This window comes from Bradyrhizobium nanningense (assembly GCF_004114535.1).
GTDB classification, from domain to species: domain Bacteria; phylum Pseudomonadota; class Alphaproteobacteria; order Rhizobiales; family Xanthobacteraceae; genus Bradyrhizobium; species Bradyrhizobium nanningense.
In genome coordinates this window covers 92,744-113,380 of record NZ_LBJC01000032.1, presented here as the reverse complement: position 1 = coordinate 113,380, position 20,637 = coordinate 92,744, and the positions used below count along the sequence as shown (strand labels likewise).

The following is a 20,637-nucleotide window of genomic DNA, read 5'->3' as shown; positions in this document are numbered from 1 at the left end:
GCATAGAGCATCCGGCGGTTCGAGGCGACAAGCCAGCCGCTATTTGGTAAATTCCCGGGAACGTGAAGCCCGCCACAGCGTCCAGAGCGTGCGCAGCCGCGACGTCGGCTGCAGCGCGAACGGATTGCGGCCGGGCTGCGCCAGGCGCTTGAGATCGGCCCTGACCAGGTTCAGGGACAGAAACGCCGGACGCACCGCGGCCGGCACGTCCGCCAGCAGCGACAAAGCCCTGGTCAAATGCTGCTGCGCCTCGCCCGCGAGCTGGTCCAGCACGGCCCGCAAGGCCGGCGTCTGCTTGCCGGCAAACACGTCTTCCATCTGGCAGCCATGGCTCGCCAGCACCTGCTGCGGCAGGAACAGCTGCCGGTGCGACGCATCGCGCGGCAGGTTCATGATGACCTGCACGATTCCCTGCGCCAGCCCCGCATGACGGGCGAGATGTTCGACCGCATCCGACGGCGGCGCCAGAATCTGGGCCGCCAGACCAAACAACGCCGAACACGTCGCGGCCAGATAGCCCTCCAGCGCCGCCAGCGTCGGCATCGGGTCGTTGTAGAGGTCGAACTGGTGCTCGTCGACGAGCAGCGACAGCGGCTCGACGGGCAGGTCGAAATCACGGATCGCGCGCAGCAGCTCGGCTGCGACCGGATTGCCCTCGGCACTGCCGTGGACGAGACCCGAAAACAGATCGGTCCACCATTGAAAACGGATCTCGCCGGGCAAAGGCTGGCTCACCTGGTCGCGGACGCGGACGATCTCGACATTGAAGGCGTAGAGCGCGAGCAGCGCCCGGCGCTCGGCGGCGGGCGCGAACAGCGTCGCGGCATAGCGCGGAAAGTCATGGCTGCGCACGAGATCGGCGCAGAAGGCGATGGAATCGGGCGACGGCGCGGCGCTGCTCATGTGCTGTTCATGGCACCGCGATCAGCGCAGCCGCGACCCGCCGCCGTTCGCCGATCATGATGTTGTAGGTGCGCACGGCGGGGCCGGTCTGCATCGTGTCCAGCACCACCCTCACCGCTTTGAGCGCCTGGCGGAGCTCCGGCGGCGGCAGCCAGGGCCCGGTTCCGGTGCCGATCAGGAGCGTGTCGATGCCGTTGGCGGCTGCGAACACCCGGTCCAGCGAATAGCGGTCGATCCTCGCGGGGTCCGTCACGTCCCAGGCCCAGATCGCCTCGGGCAGGCAGAGCAGCGAACCCCGATGCGACATGCCGGCGAAGGCAAAGCCGCCCTTGCCGTAAGCCTCGATCGGCGCCGAGCGCGGGAAATGGGGTGCGTTGGGATCGCCGGCCATCAGCTTGGTCCGAATGAGCTTACTGCCCTCGCCAACTCGTGCGAGGGCATGCGGTTCGGATCATACCTTGCTTTTCTTCGCCGGCGGTGCCGTATCGGGCGCATCCTCGCGATGCTCGCCGACGCCGAGATAGATCAGGATCGGAGCCGCGATGAAGATCGAGGTGTAGGTGCCGACCAGCACGACGCCGAACATCATCACCGCGGTGAAGCTGTGGATCGCGTGGCCGCCGAACAGGAGCAGCGCCAGCAGGGCCAGCGTCACGGTGACGTGGGTGATGATCGAGCGCGACAGCGTCGAGTTGATGGACTCATTGAGCAGCTGCGGCATCGGCATCTTCTTGTAGCGCCGCAGCATTTCGCGGATACGGTCGTAGATGACGACGGTGTCGTTGAGCGAATAGCCGAGAATGGTGAGCAGCGCGGCGATGCTGGTCAGGTCGAAATCGACCTGGCTGATCGACATGAAGCCGATCGTCAGCACGATGTCGTGCACGTTGGCGATCATGGCGCCGAGCGCGAACTGCCATTCGAAGCGGAACCAGAGATAGACCAGGATCGCGCCGATCGCGAGCATCAGGCCGGCCATGCCCCAACCCAGCAGCTCGCCGGAGACACGCGGGCCCACCACCTCGACGCGGCGATAGTCCACGGACTCGCCGAGGGCGCCGCGAACCTTGTCCACGGCTGCCTGCTGCGCCTTGTCGCCGCCCGGCTGCTCGGCAACGCGAAGCAGCACGTCGGCGGGGCCGCCAAATTGCTGCAGTTGGACTTCGCCGAGGCCGAGGCCGCCAAGGGTCGTGCGCATCTGCGCAAGATCAGCGGAGCCAGACTTGGCCCGCACCTCCATCAAGGTGCCGCCCTTGAAGTCGATGCCGAAGTTCAGGCCATGGGTGAAGAACAGCACGATGGCAACGATCGAGAGCGTCGCCGAGATCGGGAACGAGATGCGGCGGAACTGGGTGAAGTCGAAATGCGTATCGTCTGGCACGATACGCAGCGACGGCAGCAGACCGAGCACGCTGACCACGGTCAGAACGGCAATCAGGACGCCGAGAGAAATGAGAACGAGTTGAGTAGTGGTCACAGCCGGCCTCGAATGATCAAATCGGCACAGTCTTCGGCCGCTTCCACTGCACCCACCATGCCACGATCAGGCGGGTCATGGTGAAGGCGGTGAACACAGTGGTGATGATGCCGATACCGAGCGTTACAGCGAATCCGCGAACCGGTCCGGTGCCGATCATGAACAGCACGGCAGCGGCAATGAAGGTGGTGATGTTGGAATCGAGGATGGTCGCAAGCGCCCGCTTGAAGCCTGCATCGATCGCCGAGATCGGACTTCTCCCGCCGCGCAACTCCTCGCGGATGCGCTCATAGATCAGCACGTTGGAGTCGACCGCGATGCCGACGGTGAGCACGATGCCGGCGATGCCGGGCAGCGTCAGCGTGGCGCTGAGCAGCGACAACAGGCCGAAGATCATGGCGACGTTGATCGCCACCGCGATATTGGCGAACACGCCGAACAGCCGATAGGTCACGAGCATGAAGACGATGACGAGGATCGAGCCGACATAGGCCGCCAGCTCACCCTTGTCGATCGAGTCCTGGCCGAGGCCCGGACCGACGGTGCGTTCCTCGACCACGGTCAGCGGCGCAGGCAGCGCGCCGGCGCGCAGCAGGATCGCGAGGTCGTTGGCCGACTGCACGGTGAAACTGCCGGAGATCTGGCCCTGGCCGCCGGTGATCGGCTCGCGAATGACCGGCGCCGAGATCACCTTGCCGTCGAGGATGATCGCGAAGGGCAGCCCGACATTCTCCTGCGTGGCCTGCGAGAACTTGCGCGCGCCCGAGGTATTGAACTTGAAGCTGACGACCGGCTCGTTGGTACGCTGGTCGAAGGTCGCCTGGGCATCGATCAGATCGCCGCCCGCAACCAGCACCTGCTTCTTGACCACGTAGTTGGACGGCGGCGGCGTGGCGGCCGGCATGAGCTCGGATTCCGGTGGCAACCTGCCCTGCTGCGCCTGGTCCGGCGGCACTGAGGGATCGACCATGCGGAATTCCATCTTCGCAGTCTTGCCCAGCAGTTCCTTCAAATGGGTCGGATCCTGCAAACCCGGCACCTGCACCAGGATGCGGTCGTTACCCTGACGCTGGATGATAGGCTCGACGGTGCCGAGCTCGTTGACGCGCTTCTCGACGATCTGGATCGACTGCTCGATGGTCTTGCGCAAGCGCTCGATCATCGCGGTCTCCGGAATACTGAGGCGGATCAATCCGCCACCAGCATCGGCGACTTCAAGGTCGCGTTGACCGCTAGATCCCATCAGGCCGCCAATCGGCTGCGCAAGCTCGCGCAACTTGGCGAGCGCCGGTTGAAGGTCGGTGTCCTTGGTGATGCGAACCTCGGCCGCGTCGTTGCGCACGGTAACGCCGCCAGTGAAGCCGATCTTGGCCTCGCGCAGCACGCGACGTACGTCATCGCGAACCTGGTCGAGCTTTTCCTTCTTCACGTAGTTGGAATCGACCTCGAGCTGCAGAGAGGAGCCGCCCTGGAGGTCGAGGCCGAGCACGAGCCGCCGCTGCGCCCAGGCGGGCCAGGTCTTGACCTGGGCCTCGGGGAAGAAGTTCGGGACCGCGCAGAGGCACACGATCAGCGCCGTCAGGACAATCCCGAGCGCTCTCCACCGCGTGAAATACAACATCGACTGGACCTGTCAGATCAGGAGACTTGAGATGCTCGCGGACGCGCTCACTTCGACGCGGCGTCGTCCTTGGCAGCTTCCTTCGCGCTTTCCTTGGATTCCTTGGCCGGCTCGCCCTTGGCGCGCACGCCGGAGATCATCTGGCGCATCTGCCGCACGCGCACGCCGTCGGAAATCTCGAACTCGATCTGGTCGTCGTCGACGACCTTGGTGACCTTGCCGACGAGGCCGCCCGAGGTCACGACGGTGTCGCCGCGGCGGATGTTCTTCACGAGGTCGGCGTGGTCTTTCACCTTCTTCTGCTGCGGGCGCAGAATCAGGAAGTACATGATCACGAAGATCAGGGCGAACGGCAGCAGCGACATCAACATGCTGTTGGTGTCACCGGCGCCCGCGGCCTGGGCATACGCAGGAGTAATCAGCATTCGGACGATCCTCGTGAGAACGGGGGAAGCCGGTCAGGCCCTCAAAGGCGACCGGTTCGGTCAAATTCGCGCGGACTATAGCGGCCATTGCCCCAATTGCAACGCTGCCAGACCGCCCTTTTAGCCACCTTGCGGCGGCCCCTCAGGCCCGATAAGGCTGCGTTCTCAGGAACTTCGGACATGCCCAAAAAACCAAGTAAAAGCCCGGCCGGCAAAGGCCCCCGTACCCCTGCCAGAATGCCCGCTCGCGTCGCGGCAAAACGCCCCAAGGAGACTCCCAAGGGGACCGCCAGGGCAACCCTCAAGGCCATTCCGGACCTCTCCCAGGAGCGCATCGTCCGCGCGCTGGAGACCATTGCGGCGCACCTCGCCGCGCAGGGCCAGCCGGCCGTCTCCGCTGAGTCGTTCGAACGGGCGGACGCCTATGTCTGGCATCCCGACGGCCGCCTGTCGGCGGTGCCGCGGGTCAGCCGCGTCGAGCTGTTCCTGCTGAAGGGCATCGACCGGATGCGCGACATCCTGATGGAGAACACCGAGCGGTTCGCAGGTGGCCTGCCTGCCAACAACGCCCTGCTCTGGGGCGCACGCGGCATGGGCAAGTCATCGCTGGTGAAGGCCGCGCACGCCACCATCAACGCCGACCGCAAGGTCGCCGACAAGCTCAAGCTGATCGAGATCCACCGCGAGGACATCGAAACACTGCCGATGCTGATGGAGAAGCTCCGCGACGCCAGCTTCCGTTTCATCGTGTTCATCGACGACCTCTCCTTCGACGGCAATGACGCGTCCTACAAATCGCTGAAGGCCGTGCTCGAAGGCGGCATCGAGGGCCGGCCCGAGAACGTCATCCTCTACGCCACCTCCAATCGCCGTCATCTGCTGGCGCGCGACATGATCGAGAACGAGCGCTCGACCGCGATCAATCCCGGCGAAGCCGTCGAGGAGAAGGTGTCACTGTCGGATCGCTTCGGCCTCTGGCTGGGTTTCCACCGCTGCAGCCAGGACGAATATCTCGCGATGGTGCGCGGCTATTGCAGCCATTTCGGCGTCAAGATCGACGATGAGGCGCTGGAGCGCGAGGCGCTGGAATGGTCGACCACCCGCGGCTCACGCTCCGGCCGCGTCGCCTGGCAGTTCGTGCAGGAGCTGGCGGGGCGGCTTGGCGTGAAGCTGACGGCGATGTAGCGGAAGCTATTTCCCGCCCACCGCTGTCATTCCCCGCGAAAGGGGGAATCCAGTACGCCGCGGCTTATCGGCTCAACAATAATTGTCTCTGGAATACTGGGTCGCCCGGTCGAGCCGGGCGACGACAGCGTCAATGTCGAGGCAACTTTAGCCTCACGCCCCGTTCAGGAATTGAAGCGGGTCAACCGGGCTCGATCCCTTACGGATCTCGAAGTGGAGCTGCGGCGACGCCACCTCCCCGGATTGACCCGACTTGGCAATGACCTGACCGCGCTTGATGGTGTCGCCGCGCTTCACCAACAGCTCACTCGCATGGGCATATGCGGTGACGTAGCCGTTGGAGTGCCGAACCAGGACCAGATTGCCGTAACCTTTCAGCTCGTTGCCGGAATAGGCGACGACGCCGTCTTCGGCCGCCTTGACTGGCGTGCCCTCGGGCACCGCGAGATTGATGCCGTCATTGGACTTGCCGTTGGTCTTGGCGCCGTAGCTCGTGACCACCTTGCCGCGCACTGGCCAGCGGAAGGTCGGCAGCGCGCTGGTGGTCTCCGCGGCTTTCGCGGGAGCCTCGGCGGGCTTCTCTTCGACATTGGCGGTGGCCTGGGCGAGGCGCGCGCTCTGCACGGGCGCGCCGGCCGCGGCCATCTTCACGGCGGGTGCGGGAGCGGCTGCGACGGGCTGTAGCGTCCCCGCAACCGGAGCGGCCATGGCCGGAGCTGCGGCAGCCGGCGCCGCGACGGCAGCGGTCTTGGCGCCGGGCACGATCAGCTTGGTACCGAGCTTGAGCTTGGCCGCGGGATCCAGACCGTTGGCACGGGCAAGCTCGGCCGACGAAATATGATTCTTGCGGGCAATGCTGGCGAGCGTATCGCCGTGGTTGACGAAGTGCGTGCTCGACGGTGCGGCCATGGCCGCAACCGGCTTCGCAGCCGGAGCTGCCGCAACCGGGGCCATCGCAGGCGCGGGTGCGGCGGCCGTGGCCGAATGCGGGATGATCAGCTGCTGGCCGGGCGAGAGCGCGCGCGGGCCCTTGTAACCGTTGGCGGCGAGGATCGCCTGCGGCGTGACGTGATAACGCTTGGCGAGCACCTCCAGCGTATCGCTGGTGCCGACGATGATCTTGGTCCCCCCGGCCGGCTGGGCAGCCGCGACCGAGCGCGGCGGCACGGTGGCCGTGGTCTCCAGATGCGGCTGCGCCGGCGGCGCGTAGGAGCTGACGCCGCGCCCGCCTCCGGACACCCCGCCACCTGCCGCAACGGGATAGGATTGCGGCGCGGAGACCGCCGGCGGCGGCAAGGGCTGCGACTGATAAGAGCCGGGCTGCGTCTGCGGCCGCGCATATTGCGGCAGTTCGCGCTGCGGCGGCGGTGCCTGCTGCACCGAGCCGGTCTGGTCCGACGCGAAGGGATTGGAGAAGTTCGACTGGGACAGTCGCGACGACATGTCGGCGCTGCACCCTGCGAAGCTGAAGGAAATCAGCGCCAGCACCGCGACCTGCGGCACGCGGCGCGAGTAAAGCAACTCGGCGACAGCGGACATGGTTACTCACTCGTACGCAACAGAACTGGTGTTTTAAGTAAACACGCGCCGAGTAAATAACGGCTTAACCCTCCCAATAAGATGTTGGCCGCACAGCCGATCCGGAATTCTACAGCTCCCGCGCCACCCCGGGCAGTGCCGGCACGAAGCGGACATCGACGAGTTCCTTGCGCTCGATCCCGGTCGCGCTGCGGGTCAGGCGGATCAGCGTCTGCACGCCCTGATGCGGGCCGACCGGCGCGATCAGGATGCCGCCAACCTCCAGCCGCTCGACCAGATTCTCCGGAATCTGCTCCATGGCTGCGGTGACGATGATGCGATCGAACGGGCCGATATTGGGCGGCAGATTGAGACCGTCGCCAAGCATCACCTCGACATTGTGACAACCGAGCTTTTCGAGCCTGGCGCGTGCCGTGTCGGCAAGCTTGCGGTAGCGCTCGACCGTCAGGACCTGGCCGGCGAGCCGCGACAGCACGGCGGCCTGATAGCCGGAACCGGTGCCGATCTCGAGCACACGGTGCTGCTTCTGGAGTTGAAGCTGCTCGGTCATGTAGGCCACGACGAAGGGCTGACTGATGGTCTGCCCACAGGCGATCGGCAGCGCGCTGTCGCGGTAGGCGCCGTCGCGATCGGCCTCGTCGACGAAAAGCTCGCGCGGCACCTCCTCCATGGTTCGCAGCACCGCCTGATCGCTGATGCCCCGACGCCTCAGCGTGAGCTGAAACATCATCTTTTCCGGCGGGTGCTGATGGGAGGTCATTGCCTGCTTGTGCTGTCTTGGCGGACCCGGTGGGCGTCAAGCCGGGGCGCGAGAATCGTGTTCCTGCTCAGGAACTCATGATAGTCTTCGCCTGAAGCATTAGACCACAAATTGGCTTGCCACGGGCAAGCCGCGATGACCATTTTCAGGCATCCGTTCGTCGAAACGCGCATTGCGTCGATTCGTGTTATCTGCGAACGTTTTTGGCAATGGGCAAGGACTCCACTATGACCGCGACAGGGCTTTCCGGCCGCTCTGTATTCCTCGTCGAGGACGAGGTGATGATCAGGATGATGGTCGCGGACATGCTCGAAGAGCTCGGCTACAAGGTCGCAGCCGAGGCGGGCGACATCAACGAGGCCATGCGGCTCGCCCAGGCGACCGAGTTCGACATCGCCATTCTCGACGTCAACGTCAACGGCAAGGTCATCTCGCCGGTCGCCGACGTGATCAAGGCCAAGGGCTGCCCATTCATCTTTGCCACCGGCTACGGCTCCTCCGGCCTGCCCGAGCAGTACCGCGACCGGCCGGCGCTCCAGAAGCCCTTTCAGCTCGACGCGCTCGGCAAGACCATCGAAGCCGCGCTCCGCGGCACCTAGGCGCTATTTCAGCGTCGCGCTGAGCTCTTCCGAAAACGCCTCATTGGTGCGGTCGAGCCTGAGCGGCGTGACCGAGACGTAGCGCTCGCGCAGTGCCGCCAGATCGGTGCCGTCGGCGGGCGTGTCCATCATCGCCGTGCGCTCGAAGCCGATCCAGAAATAGGGATTGCCCCGACCGTCCTTGCGCTCGTCGATCCGCAAGAAACCGAGATTGCGCTTGCCCTGGCGCGTGACGCGGATGCCGAGCACATCCTCTGGAGCGCAGGACGGGAAGTTGACGTTGATGACGGTGTCCTTCGGGATGCCCGCAGCGATCACCTTGCGCAGGATGTCCGGCCCGAACTTGCGCGCGGTGTCCCACGGCAGGCGGTCGCGGGTCTCGACGCTGAACTCCTGCGACAGCGCGAACGACGGCAGGCCCAGAATGGTGCCCTCCAGTGCGCCGGCGATGGTGCCGGAATAGACCACGTCCTCGGCGACGTTGCGGCCCTTGTTGACCCCGGACAGCACGACGTCGGGCAGCTTGACCCCAAGGATATGGCGCGCGCCCATAATGACGCAGTCGGTCGGCGTGCCCCGCACGGCAAAGTGCCGCGGCCCGACTTCGCGCAGGCGCAATGGATCGTTCAACGACAGCGAATGCGACACGCCGGACTGGTCGAGCTCGGGTGCAACGACCCAGACGTCGTCGGACAGCGCGCGCGCAATCTCCTCGACGACCTTGAGGCCGGGGGCGTGGATGCCGTCGTCATTGGTGCAGAGAATGCGCATGCGAAAGGTTCGATTCCAAAAAGTGGGGGTCGAGCCGTCTTATCCGGCTCCAGCCAATCAGGCAAACCGGCTGATTGCGGTCTGGCGGCGGGTTCCCGGCCTGGTCCTGTCAGCGGCGGATGCGCCATTGCGGCAGGAAGCGCGCCAGCCGCCCCTCCGCACGCAGCTTCATCGCCGGCACGGCCGGACTGACGACTGGCGCCTCGATCACGCCGAGCGCCTCCAATTGCGCAACCAGCGGATTCGACGCCGGCCCCTGCGGAAAGCGCTCGCGTGCCACCGACAGCGCCTTGTCGAAATCAGCTGCATTCACACCGGGCTTGGCCCGCCGGCTCTGCACGAGATCGTCGTCCCAGAGCCGCGCGATGTCGATGTCGAGCACGCCGCGCAGGCGCTGATCAACGGCCTGGATGCCGGCACCCGTCACCGCCCATTGTCTGCCGACCCAGAAGATGTCGCGGTGCAAGGCCATGAACGGAGGGTTCGCGTTGCGGGGCCGGCAGGATAGCCGGCCGCCCGATCTTCGCAACCGATCGTTTCCGGCATTTCAGACGGGCGACGCGATTTTTGTCTCGACGCGTCTCTTGACGCGAACCGGTATCCACTTCACTCAAAAATGCTTCAGTCGCGCCCGATCACCTTCACCCCGCCCATATAGGGCCGGAGCACGTCGGGGACCGCGATCGAGCCGTCCTCCTGCTGATAGGTCTCCATCACCGCGATCAGCGCGCGACCGAGCGCGGTGCCCGAGCCGTTCAGCGTGTGGACGAAGCGCGGCTTGCCGTCCGGACCACGGGAGCGCGCATCCATGCGCCGGGCCTGGAAGTCGCCGCAGACCGAGCAGCTCGAGATCTCGCGGAACGCCCCGCCCTCGCCCTGGCCCGGCATCCAGACCTCGATGTCATAGGTTTTTTGCGACGAAAAACCCATATCCCCGGTGCACAGCGTCATGACGCGGTAATGCAGGTCGAGCCGCCGCAACACTTCCTCCGCGCACGCAAGCATGCGCTCGTGCTCGTCCTTGCTTGTCTCCGGCGTCGTGATCGAGACCAGCTCGACTTTGGTGAACTGGTGCTGGCGGATCATGCCGCGCGTATCGCGCCCTGCGGCACCGGCTTCTGCACGGAAGCACGGCGTCAGCGCAGTCAGTCGCATCGGCAATTGCTTCTCGTCGAGGATAGACTCGCGGACCAAATTGGTGAGCGCCACCTCGGCCGTCGGAATGATGCCGAGACGCTCGGTCCGCAATTGTCCCAGATCGGGCGCGGCGAGTAATTCGCCTTTGATCGCCCAGAACTGATCGTCCTCGAATTTCGGCAATTGTCCTGTGCCGAACATGATCTCGTTGCGCACCAGCAGCGGCGGATTGATCTCGGTATAGCCGTGCTCGTCGATGTGCAGATTCAGCATGAACTGGCCGAGCGCGCGCTCGAGCCGCGCGAGGCCCTTCTTCAGCACGACGAAGCGCGCGCCGGAGAGCTTTGCCGCCGTCTCGAAATCCATCTCGCCAAGCGCGCCGCCGAGCTCGTCATGGGCTCTTGGCGCGAACGCGTAATTGCGGCGGTTGCCGAACACATGGCGTTCCACATTGCCGTGCTCATCGATGCCATCGGGCACTTCGCCAAGGGGCAAATTGGGAATCGCCGACAGTGCCTCCGCTAGCTCCTCGTCGGCAGCTTTCGCCGCGGCTTCGAGCTCCGGCATCGTGGTCTTGAGCTCGGCAACTTCGGCCATCAGCTTGGCCGCGCGCGCCTCGTCCTTGGCCTTCTTGGCGTCGCCGATCTCCTTGGAGGCCGCATTGCGTCGCGCCTGCGCCTGCTCGGACGCCAGGATCGCCGCCCGCCGTTTCTCGTCGATCGCGAGCAGCGAGGCCGACAGCGGCTTCAGACCCCGCCGGGCGAGACCGGCGTCGAAGGCTTGCGGATTGTCGCGAATCGATTTGATGTCGTGCATGGCTGTCTTCCCGTCATGGCCGGGTTTATCCCGGCCATCCACGTATCTGCCGCCTTAGATCAAGTCGTGGATGCCCGGGTCAAGCCCGGGCACGACGAATCATGGGCTGAACAGCTCTATGATAGAGCGAAAGCGCCCTACTCCGCGGGATTTGCCGGCGTCGACACGTCGGTACCGGTGGTGGCCTGCGCCGCGGCCATCTTCTTCTCCACCATCGCTACCGCGATGATCGAGCCCTCGTAGAGCGCCAGCAGTGGAATGGCGAGCGAGCACTGGCTGAGCACGTCGGGCGGGGTCAGCACGGCAGCGATCACGAAGGCGATGACGATGAAATAGCGACGCTTCTCCCGCAGCATCTTCGAGCTGACGATCCCGATCCGGCCGAGCAGAGTCAGGATCACCGGCAGTTGGAAGGCGATGCCGAAGGCGAAGATCAGCGACATCATCAGCGACAGATATTCGCCAACCTTGGGCAAGAGCTGGATTTGCGCGGTCTCGTCGCTGCCGGCCTGCTGCATGCCGAGCGAGAAGCGGACCAGCATCGGCAGCACGACGAAATAGACCAGCGCGGCGCCCAGCACGAAGAAGAACGGGGTCGCGACCAGATACGGCAGGAAGGCCTGCTTCTCGTGCTTGTAGAGGCCGGGCGCGACGAACTTGTAGATCTGCGTCGCGACGATCGGGAACGAGATGAAGCCGGCCCCGAACAGCGCGAGCTTGAGCTGGGTGATGAAATATTCCAGCAGCGCCGTGTAGATGAACTTCGAATTCTCGGGACCTGCGACCCACACGAACGGCCAGACCAGCACGTTGTAGATCTGCTTGGCGAAGAAGAAGCAGAAGATGAAGGCCACGCCAAAGCCGAGCAGCGCCTTGATCAGCCGCGAGCGCAGCTCGATCAAATGGTCCATCAGCGGGGCTTTGCTGGCCTCGATATCGGCGTCGGTCATGACGCTTTGGCGTCCTTGATCGCTTCGGATGGCGCGGTGTCCTGCGCAACCTTTGCCTGCTCGACCTCACGGGTGATCGCAAGTGGCTCGTTCGCAGCCGCATGCGCTTCGGCCTCCATGAAAGTCGCGGGCGTCGGGGCCTCCGGAGTGGTCGGCGTTGCCGGCGCTTCACTCGAAGTCGCCGGCGCTCCACTTGAAGTCGCCGGCGGTTCGACAGCAGTCGTCGCGGACGTCTCGGCCGGCTTGTCCAGCGCATCGACGCGCAGTGCGTCACTGACGTCCTTCTGGAGCGAAGTCAGCGGATTGAATCCGGTCGCGGCTTCCTTGACCTCATCAAAACTCTTCTTGAGGTCGGCCATCTCGGCCTCGCGCATCGCTTCCTGGAACTGGCCCTGGAATTCGGCAGCCATCTTGCGCGCCTTGCCCATCCACTGTCCGACCATGCGCAGCACGCCCGGCAGCTCTTTCGGGCCGATGGCGATCAGGGCCACGACCCCGATGAGGACCAGTTCACTCCACCCGATGTCGAACATGAGGTCTTCCGTTCACGCGAAGCCGCGACCGGCCCAATCCCTTGCGCGCAGGATCGGGACCGCTTCCCGCGTCTGGCGTGCTTCTTTCGGCTCAGACGGCCTTGCTGCCGACGTCGGACCGCGCCGCGGTCGGCGTATTGTTGTGCTCGATGGACTTGGCCGGCTCGGGCTTCTCGGCAGGCTTGTCGTCGTCCTGCATACCCTTCTTGAATGCCTTGATGCCCTGCGCCACGTCGCCCATCAGATCCGAAATCTTGCCGCGGCCGAACAGCAGCAGGACCACTGCGATCACCAGGATCCAGTGCCAAATGCTGAGTGAACCCATCCTGCAACCCTCCAAACGCGCATGGCCGGGGACCCGGCCGATCTTCACCGAAACCTAGGCTTGGCAGGTCGCAAAAACAAGGACCAAGGCAGCGCCAATTCGCTGTGGGCGCTACGTAATCTTGCCAGTGTTAACCGGTCGCAGGGGCCGTTGAGCGGACGGTACGTCAGTCCTCGGTGCCGCCGTCGCCGCCACCGTCGCCGCCATCGTCATTGCCGCCTTCCGGCGCCGCTTCCGAAGTCTCGGGCTCGACCGCAGGCGCCAGCGCCAGATCGAGGTCCTCGCCCGGTTCCAACGGATCCTCATCCTCACGCAGCGTCGGATCGTCCGACGGCGTCGGCACGCTGAACCCGGTCGGCAGGCGCGAATCCAGGAGGCCCGTGCCTTTCAGCTCCTCGAGGCCCGGCAGATCGCCGAGCTGTTCGAGCGTGAACTGCGACAGGAAGTCCTCGGTGGTTCCAAAGGTTAGCGGGCGGCCCGGCGTCTTGCGCCGGCCACGCGGCTTGATCCAGCCGGTCTCCAGCAGCACGTCGAGCGTGCCCTTCGAGGTGACGACGCCGCGGATCTCCTCGATCTCGGCACGCGTCACCGGCTGGTGATAGGCGATGATCGCCAGCACCTCGATTGCCGCGCGCGACAGGCGGCGGGTCTCGGTGCTCTCCCGCGTCATCAGCCAGGCGAGATCGCCGGCCGTGCGGAAGGTCCATTTGTTGGCGACGCGGACGAGATTCACCCCGCGCAAGGCATAGTCGGCCTGGAGCTGTTCCAGCGCAGCCTTGACGTCGACCCCCTCGGGCATGCGCTTGGCCAGCGTCGCGGTGTCCAGCGGCTCATTCGAAGCGAACAGCAGCGCTTCCAGCAGCCGCAATTCCTCGGGACGTGCCTGGGATTCGTTCTCCATCGGCTCGGCCTCTTCTACCCGCACTTCAGCCAGGCTTGCCATGGCAGATTCTCCTTCTTGCACTTAAGCGACCGGCGCATCAGGCGCAGGAGCTGCGTCCGGGACCGGTTTTGGGCGCCCCTTCCGGAAATAGATGGGCGCAAACGCCTCTTTCTGATTCAGTTCCAACTGACCTTCGCGCACCAGTTCCAACGCGGCGGCAAAGCTCGAGGCGAACACCGTCGCGCGCTGCGTGGGATCGGCGACATGCCGGATCAGAAAATCGTCCAGCACGCCCCAGTCATCCTGTTCGTTGAGGCTGCCGACCAGCCGCTCCAGCGTGGCGCGCGCCTCGGCGAGCGACCACACCGTACGCTTGGCCAGATGCACGCTCGCCAGCACGCGCGATTGGCGCTGCGAGGCATAGGCGGTCAGCAAATCGTACAGCGTCGCGGTATATTTCGGATGCTTGATCTCGGCGATCTGCTCGGGCTCGCCGCGCGGGAAGATGTCGCGCTGCAATTGCGGCCGGTTCATCAGCCGGTTGGCGGCTTCGCGAATGGCCTCCAGCCGGCGCAGGCGGTTGGCGAGCGCTGTCGCCATCTGCTCCGCACTCGGGCCCTCCGCGCTCGGCGGCTCCGGCAGCAGCAGGCGCGACTTCAGGAAGGCGAGCCACGCCGCCATGACGAGATAGTCGGCGGCAAGCTCGAGCCGGATCTTCCGCGCGGCTTCGATGAAGTGGAGATATTGGTCGGCCAGCGCCAGGATCGAGATCTTGGCGAGATCGACCTTCTGCTGCCGCGCCAGCGCGAGCAGCAGGTCGAGCGGGCCCTCATAGCCCTCGACGTCCACCACGAGCGCCGGCTCACCCTCGGCAAGCTCTGCGGGCCGCCCGGTTTCGAAAGATAGAATTTCTGCGGTCATGCGGAAGCCGTGTTTGCCCGTGCGATCAATGCGTCCAGTTCCGCGCGCGCGGCCGCCCGGTCGAACGGCTGCGGCGGCTTGCGCGCGGCGAGCGCGGCCTTCGCCCGCTCCAGTGCTCGGCCCGACAGCTCGGGAGTCTGACCGGCAACCGCACGCATCTCCTCGATATTGCCGTTGCAATGCAGGGCCATGTCGCAACCGGCCGCGAAGATCGCGCGGGTCCGTTCGGCGATATTTCCCGACAGCGCGTTCATCGACACGTCATCACTCATTAACAAACCCTGGAACCCGATTGCGCCGCGAATCACGTCAGCAATCATTGTCGCAGATGTCGTCGCCGGATGGGCGGGGTCGACCGCGCTAAACACAACATGTGCAGTCATCGCCATCGGCAGGTCCGACAGCGGTTTGAACGCGGCGAAGTCGGTCCGTTCCAGCTCATCCCGCGGCGTATCCACCGTCGGCAGCTTGAAATGGGTATCCGCGGTGGCCCGGCCATGGCCGGGGATGTGTTTGAGGACCGGCAGCACGCCGCCCTGCTCCAGCCCTTCCGTGACAGCGCGCGCGATCGCCGCGACCTTGGCCGGCTCCGTGCCGTAGGCCCGGTTCCCGATGACGGCATCGGCGCCCGCTACCGGAACGTCGGCCAGCGGCAGGCAATCCACGGTAATGCCGAGATCGGCGAGATCGGCGGCGATCAGCCGGGCCGACAGGCGCGCCGCGGTGAGCCCGAGCGCCGAATCAGTGTCGTACAAGGTCGAGAAAACGGCGCCCGGCGGGTAGATCGGCCAATGCGGCGGACCCAGCCGTTGCACTCTGCCGCCTTCCTGGTCGATCAGGACGGGCGCGTCGGCAGCCCCTGCCACGCTGCGCAATTCTGCAACCAATGCAGCGACTTGAGCTGGCGTTGCGACATTGCGCTTGAAGAGGATGAAACCCCATGGGCGCTGGTCGCGGATAAACTCCCGCTCGACGGCGGTCAGTTCCGTTCCGGATACGCCGGTAATGAAGGCCCGCGTGCTCATAACGGCCGATTAACCCTGACCCGCGAGGGGGTCAAGGAAACCGCCGTTAATTCCTCTGGACGAAGCAGGCGGACAAGCCGGCGGACTTCAGGCTGTTGCAGGCGTGCGTCGCCTCCTCCGCCGAGGCATAGGGCCCAGCGAAGGCGCGGTAGACGATTCCCTTGCCCTTGTCGGTGAGGTCGACGCGCTTGATCACCGGCGAGCGGGAGCCGAGCACGCTGCCATACTTGCTCTGAAGCACGCGGTAGGACGCGGCGGCGCTGTCCTCGCTCTGCTGCGAGGAGACCTGCACGATGTAGCCGCCACCGCCGCTGCTGGCGGGCGCGACCTGAGTCGGCGTGGTCGCCGCCATCCGCTGTGGCGGCTCGGCCGCCGGAACCGATTGCGGCGCCAGCGACATCGGCTGGTTGGCGCTGGCATTGGCCGAAGTCGGCGGATTGCGCGGCGCAGCCGGTGCTGCAACAGGCTTCGGCGCAGAAGCGGGCTTGGCAGCAGCGGCTGATTGCGGCGTGGCGCTATCGGTCTGATCGCCCTTCACGGCCACAGTTCTGATCGGGCGCGGCGAGTTGTTCGGCATGGTGCCGTTGCTCGCGCCCGGCGGCGGCACCGTGGACGGCGACACGCTCGCGACCGAAGGCGGGTTCGCATTCTGGTTCAGCGGCGGAAACACCACGCGGGGACCGCCCGCCTTGGCGTTGACGTCGACCGGCGCCTCTTCGCGCGGCACGATCTTCTCGGTGCCATCGCCAGTGACCATGCGATCCGGCACCTTGGCTGAGGAATCCGTCGGCGCCGGCACGATCTTGGTCGGGGTGTTGTCAGCCTTGATGATCGGCGGCTCACCGCTGCGGGGCGAGCCGACATAGGTCTTGTAGGCGAAGGCCGCACCCGTGCCGACCACGGCCAGCGCCAGGATCGCCGCGACCGTCATCATGCCGCCGCGCTGCTTCTTCGGCTCCTCGACTTCCTCGGGATAGTCGCTCTGATAGGCGTAGGGATCGTCCGGATAGGCCGGCTCACGCTGATAGTCCTGCTCGCCCGCCTCGAGCCGGCCATAGAGCGCATCGTCGTAGCGCGACGGATCGGGCTGCTGGTGATACGGCTCCTGATAGGCCGGCTGCTGGTAGGCCTGATCCTGCTGCTGGTAAGCCTGTCCCGGATAGCCGTGATCCTGATAAGCATGCGGTTGACGAAGCTCAAGCTCCGGCGCGGCGGACGGGGCCGAATAGCGATGCAACGGATGAACCGGATTGACGGTCACCGGATAGTCAGGCTCGGGGGCCGGCGCCGGCTGCGGCTGCACATTGGCGCGCCGCATCCATGAGGGCGGCCCGGGCGGCGTCGGCGGAGCCTGCTCGGCGTAGTCCTGCTGATCATCGTCCTGCCGATAATCGTCGTCCTGATAATTCTGTGCGGGCGGCGACGCTGCCGGCGGGCGCGCGCCGGGGCGGGACTGCGCGGCGAAAGGATCGGTTTGTCCGATCAGGCGGGCGAGCTCAGCCAAGGGATCGCTTTCCGCCCTGCCATGCTGGTCGCCACCGCGACCATAGTCATCGGAAGGAAACGGTCTGTCCTGATATCGTTCGGCCATCGTGATGATGCGTCCCTTCGGGAAAGCCGCGCGCCCCTCGACCAAGGCACGGCTTTCGACCCACAAGGCTTTCAACCAAGTCTAAGCGATCCGGCTTCTGCCGGTTACCCCCGAATTCCCCTTAAGTAGTTCGCCCCAAACTACCGCATCTCGTTCGGGGCATGGACGCCGAGGATGGCGAGGCCCGATGCCAGAACCGAGACGACGCCCTGGACCATGGCCAGCCGCGCCTTTGTTAGATGTGCATCATTATTGATAATGAAGCGTAAATAGGGCAAATCGCGCCCCTTCGTCCAAAGTGCATGAAACTCGCTGGCTAAATCATAGAGATAAAAGGCAATTCGGTGCGGCTCGTGGGCCGCGGCGGCGGCTTCGAGCATACGAGGATATATTGCGAGGCGCTTGAGAAGTTCAAGCTCGGCCGGGTCCGACAACCGTTCCACCGCCGACTCACTGAGCCAGGCGAGCCGTTCGCCGGTATCCTCGGGAAGCTCCGGGAACACCTCAGTGCGCGCATTGCGGAAGATCGAGTGGCCGCGGGCGTGGCCGTACTGCACGTAGAACACCGGGTTGTCGCGCGATTGTTCCATGACCTTGGCGAGGTCGAAGTCGAGCACCGCATCGTTCTTGCGGTAGAGCATCATGAAGCGGACGGCGTCCTGGCCGACTTCATCCACCACCTCACGCAGGGTGACGAAGTCCCCGCTCCGCTTGGACATTTTCACCGGCTCGCCATTGCGCAACAGCTTCACGAGCTGGACGATCTTGACGTCGAGCGATCCCTTGCCCGACGTCGTCGCCTTCACCGCCGCCTGCATGCGCTTGATGTAGCCGCCGTGATCGGCGCCCCAGACGTCGATCATCTCCGCAAAACCACGGTCGAACTTGTTCTTGTGGTAGGCGATGTCGGAGGCGAAGTAGGTGTAGGAATTGTCCGACTTGATCAGCGGGCGATCGACGTCGTCGCCGTAAGCGGTCGCCTTGAACAGCAACTGCTCGCGGTCTTCCCAATCCTCGACCGGCGCGCCCTTCGGCGGCGGCAGGCGGCCTTCGTAGATGTCGCCTTTGGCTTTCAGGAAATCGATGGTCTCGGCAACCTTGTTGTTGCCGATCTCGATCAGCGAGCGCTCCGAGAAGAACACGTCGTGGCGGATGTTCAGCGCGGCGAGATCGTCCTTGATCTCGTCCATCATCATCGCGATCGCCTTGGCGCGCACCGCCGGCAGCCACTCGGCCTCGCTCTTTGCGAGGAGCTTGTCGCCGTGCTCCTTCGCAAGGGCCTGCCCCACCGGCTTGAGGTAATCGCCGGGATAGAGCCCTTCCGGGATCGCGCCGATGTCCTCGCCGAGCGCCTCGCGATAGCGCAGGAAAGCGGAGCGCGCGAGCACGTCGACCTGCGCGCCGGCGTCGTTGATGTAATATTCGCGGGTGACGTCGTGGCCTGCGAACTGGAGCAGGCTCGCCAGCGCGTCGCCGAACACGGCGCCGCGGCAATGGCCGACATGCATCGGCCCGGTCGGATTGGCCGAGACGTATTCGACATTCACTTTGGAGCCGCCGCGGACGCGGCCGTAATCGGCGGCCTCGCGCAGCACCGTCCGTAGCGCCTCGGCCCAGGCGGCCGGCCTCAAGGTCAGATTGATGAAGCCGGGACCGGCGACGTCGACCTTGGCGATCAGCGCGTCGGCGCGCAGCCGCTCGGCAATCTGCTCGGCGAGATCGCGCGGCTTTGCCTTTGCCTCTTTCGCCAGCACCATCGCGGCGTTGGTCGCCATGTCGCCATGGGAGGCATCGCGCGGCGGCTCGACCACCACGCGCGCGAAATCGATGCCCTCGGGCCAGTTGGCTTCCGCCGCAAGCGCGCGGCAGGCGGCATGCACGCGTGCAAGCACGTCGGCGAACAAATGCAGGGATGAGGATGTCTGGGGCATGGCCGCCGCCTAACGCAAATCCGGGGTCGAGTCAAAGAGCCGTTGGTGCTCGGTCAGGGCGAAACGGTCGGTCATTCCGGCAATGAAATTGCCGATCCGGCGCGCCCGGTCGCCCTCGTTGTCCGCCTCCGCCCCGAGCAGCCATTCCGGCGGCAGCTCGCCAGGGGATTGCAGGTATTTCGCGAACAGGTCGAACAGGATCTGCTCCGCCTCCCCCATCACCCGCATCACCCGCTTGTGGCGGTACATGTGCTGATAGAGGAAGGCCTTGATGGCAGCCTCTTCCTCCGCGACCTCTGCCGGGAACGCGACCAGGGCCCGTCTCTGCCGGCGCACGTCCTGGGCCGATTGCGGCCTCACCGCGGCGAGGTTCTTCTGCGCCTCCGCGAACACCGCGCCGATCAGGTGCGAGATCAGCTCGCGCACCAGCTCGGCGCCGCGCCTGAGGTCTTCGAGGTGAGGATAATGCGCAGAGGTCTCGGCGATGATCTCAGCCGTGAGCGGCATCACCTTGAGGTCGTCGAGATGGAACAGGCCGGCGCGCAGGCCATCGTCAATGTCGTGGGCGTCATAGGCGATGTCGTCGGCGATGGCGGCGACCTGCGCCTCCAGCGAGGCGAAGCTCCACAATTCGAGGTCGTAGGTCTTGATGTAGTCGGCGATGCCGACGGGAATGCCGTGTTCGCGATAGCGCCCGACCGGCGCGCCGCTGCGGTCGGCGAGCGGGCCATTGTGCTTGACGATGCCCTCCAGCGACTCCCAGGTCAGATTCAGACCGTCGAACTTGGGATAGCGGTGCTCCAGCGCAGCGACGACGCGGAGCGTCTGGGCGTTGTGGTCGAAACCGCCAAACTCCTTCAAGCAGGCATCCAGCGCCCGCTCGCCGGCATGGCCGAACGGGGGATGACCGAGATCGTGGGCGAGCGCCAAGGTCTCGGTGAGGTCCTCGTCCAGCCCAAGCTGCCGTGCCAAGGCCCTGGCGATCTGCGCCACCTCCAGCGAATGGGTCAGCCTTGTGCGGTAGTGGTCGCCCTCGTGGAACACGAACACCTGGGTCTTGTACTTGAGGCGGCGGAACGCGGTGGAATGGATCACCCGGTCGCAATCCCGCCGGAACGGGCTGCGGGTCCGGCTCGGCGGCTCGGCGACCAGCCGGCCGCGGCTGCGATCGGGATCGCAGGCATAGGGCGCGCGGGGGGCTGCCATTCCGACGGACACGACGAATTTAGTCCCTATCCATTTGAT

General features: G+C 65.3%; 21 protein-coding genes. 2 read left to right on the top strand and 19 right to left on the bottom strand.

Features of this window, described 5'->3' with window-relative positions; translation table 11 throughout:
* Positions 1 to 39: 39 nt before the first annotated feature.
* The 5 genes from XH84_RS28390 to yajC are packed head-to-tail and all read right to left on the bottom strand — an operon-like array spanning position 40 to position 4,426.
* Complete coding sequence (locus XH84_RS28390; protein ID WP_128919435.1) at positions 40 to 903, bottom strand: phytoene/squalene synthase family protein; 864 nt, start codon at positions 901 to 903, stop codon at positions 40 to 42.
* A 7-nt stretch (positions 904 to 910) separates the two neighbouring features.
* Positions 911 to 1,294, bottom strand: a complete 384-nt coding sequence (locus tag XH84_RS28385; RefSeq protein WP_128919434.1) for an Mth938-like domain-containing protein — start codon at positions 1,292 to 1,294, stop codon at positions 911 to 913.
* 60 nt (positions 1,295 to 1,354) lie between these two features.
* Positions 1,355 to 2,380 carry a protein translocase subunit SecF gene (secF, locus tag XH84_RS28380; protein ID WP_128919433.1) on the bottom strand — a complete coding sequence of 342 codons (1,026 nt, stop codon included), beginning with the start codon at positions 2,378 to 2,380 and terminating at the stop codon, positions 1,355 to 1,357.
* Positions 2,381 to 2,396: 16 nt separating this feature from the next.
* A complete protein-coding gene (gene secD / locus XH84_RS28375) occupies positions 2,397 to 4,001 on the bottom strand; it encodes a protein translocase subunit SecD (RefSeq protein ID WP_128919432.1) in 1,605 nt (534 codons plus the stop codon).
* 47 nt (positions 4,002 to 4,048) lie between these two features.
* Positions 4,049 to 4,426, bottom strand: coding sequence for a preprotein translocase subunit YajC (gene yajC / locus XH84_RS28370; protein ID WP_128919431.1), 378 nt, complete (start codon positions 4,424 to 4,426; stop codon positions 4,049 to 4,051).
* Positions 4,427 to 4,606: 180 nt separating this feature from the next.
* On the opposite strand from yajC, the gene XH84_RS28365 reads away from it, so the two are divergent.
* Positions 4,607 to 5,611, top strand: a complete 1,005-nt coding sequence (locus tag XH84_RS28365; protein WP_128919430.1) for an ATP-binding protein — start codon at positions 4,607 to 4,609, stop codon at positions 5,609 to 5,611.
* A 153-nt stretch (positions 5,612 to 5,764) separates the two neighbouring features.
* Here the strand turns inward: XH84_RS28365 and XH84_RS28360 are convergent, their stop codons facing one another.
* Together XH84_RS28360 and XH84_RS28355 are read right to left on the bottom strand one after the other, a co-directional pair.
* Positions 5,765 to 7,150 carry a LysM peptidoglycan-binding domain-containing M23 family metallopeptidase gene (locus XH84_RS28360; protein ID WP_128919429.1) on the bottom strand — a complete coding sequence of 462 codons (1,386 nt, stop codon included), beginning with the start codon at positions 7,148 to 7,150 and terminating at the stop codon, positions 5,765 to 5,767.
* 109 nt (positions 7,151 to 7,259) lie between these two features.
* Complete coding sequence (locus tag XH84_RS28355) at positions 7,260 to 7,910, bottom strand: protein-L-isoaspartate(D-aspartate) O-methyltransferase (RefSeq protein ID WP_128919428.1); 651 nt, start codon at positions 7,908 to 7,910, stop codon at positions 7,260 to 7,262.
* Positions 7,911 to 8,137: 227 nt separating this feature from the next.
* Between XH84_RS28355 and XH84_RS28350 the strand changes: the two genes are divergently transcribed.
* Positions 8,138 to 8,509 carry a response regulator gene (locus XH84_RS28350; protein ID WP_128919427.1) on the top strand — a complete coding sequence of 124 codons (372 nt, stop codon included), beginning with the start codon at positions 8,138 to 8,140 and terminating at the stop codon, positions 8,507 to 8,509.
* A gap of 3 nt (positions 8,510 to 8,512) precedes the next feature.
* Here XH84_RS28350 and surE read toward each other — a convergent pair whose 3' ends face one another.
* The 12 genes from surE to XH84_RS28280 form a co-directional block, all read right to left on the bottom strand.
* Positions 8,513 to 9,280, bottom strand: a complete 768-nt coding sequence (gene surE / locus XH84_RS28345; RefSeq protein WP_128919426.1) for a 5'/3'-nucleotidase SurE — start codon at positions 9,278 to 9,280, stop codon at positions 8,513 to 8,515.
* 109 nt (positions 9,281 to 9,389) lie between these two features.
* A complete protein-coding gene (locus XH84_RS28340) occupies positions 9,390 to 9,752 on the bottom strand; it encodes a hypothetical protein (protein ID WP_128919425.1) in 363 nt (120 codons plus the stop codon).
* A gap of 149 nt (positions 9,753 to 9,901) precedes the next feature.
* A complete protein-coding gene (gene serS, locus XH84_RS28335; protein WP_128919424.1) occupies positions 9,902 to 11,233 on the bottom strand; it encodes a serine--tRNA ligase in 1,332 nt (443 codons plus the stop codon).
* 137 nt (positions 11,234 to 11,370) lie between these two features.
* A complete protein-coding gene (gene tatC / locus XH84_RS28325) occupies positions 11,371 to 12,183 on the bottom strand; it encodes a twin-arginine translocase subunit TatC (protein ID WP_128919422.1) in 813 nt (270 codons plus the stop codon).
* Positions 12,180 to 12,716 carry a Sec-independent protein translocase protein TatB gene (gene tatB / locus XH84_RS28320; RefSeq protein ID WP_128919421.1) on the bottom strand — a complete coding sequence of 179 codons (537 nt, stop codon included), beginning with the start codon at positions 12,714 to 12,716 and terminating at the stop codon, positions 12,180 to 12,182. The genes tatC and tatB overlap by 4 nt, the downstream gene beginning before the upstream one ends.
* Before the next feature lie 91 nt (positions 12,717 to 12,807).
* On the bottom strand, positions 12,808 to 13,041 hold the full coding sequence (locus XH84_RS28315) for a twin-arginine translocase TatA/TatE family subunit (protein WP_128919420.1): 234 nt from the start codon (positions 13,039 to 13,041) through the stop codon (positions 12,808 to 12,810).
* Positions 13,042 to 13,207: 166 nt separating this feature from the next.
* A complete protein-coding gene (scpB, locus tag XH84_RS28310; RefSeq protein WP_164936254.1) occupies positions 13,208 to 13,984 on the bottom strand; it encodes an SMC-Scp complex subunit ScpB in 777 nt (258 codons plus the stop codon).
* A 21-nt stretch (positions 13,985 to 14,005) separates the two neighbouring features.
* Complete coding sequence (locus XH84_RS28305; protein ID WP_028136235.1) at positions 14,006 to 14,845, bottom strand: segregation and condensation protein A; 840 nt, start codon at positions 14,843 to 14,845, stop codon at positions 14,006 to 14,008.
* The gene (gene nagZ / locus XH84_RS28300; RefSeq protein ID WP_128919418.1) at positions 14,842 to 15,870 is read right to left on the bottom strand and encodes a beta-N-acetylhexosaminidase; all 1,029 of its coding nucleotides are present in this window, start codon (positions 15,868 to 15,870) and stop codon (positions 14,842 to 14,844) included. The genes XH84_RS28305 and nagZ overlap by 4 nt, the downstream gene beginning before the upstream one ends.
* Before the next feature lie 46 nt (positions 15,871 to 15,916).
* Positions 15,917 to 17,461, bottom strand: a complete 1,545-nt coding sequence (locus XH84_RS28295) for an SPOR domain-containing protein (RefSeq protein ID WP_128919501.1) — start codon at positions 17,459 to 17,461, stop codon at positions 15,917 to 15,919.
* A 140-nt stretch (positions 17,462 to 17,601) separates the two neighbouring features.
* Entirely contained in the window at positions 17,602 to 19,392 is a 1,791-nt protein-coding gene (gene argS / locus XH84_RS28285; protein ID WP_164936253.1) for an arginine--tRNA ligase, read from the bottom strand.
* Between the two features lie 9 nt (positions 19,393 to 19,401).
* Entirely contained in the window at positions 19,402 to 20,598 is a 1,197-nt protein-coding gene (locus XH84_RS28280; RefSeq protein ID WP_164936252.1) for a deoxyguanosinetriphosphate triphosphohydrolase, read from the bottom strand.
* Positions 20,599 to 20,637: the final 39 nt, after the last annotated feature.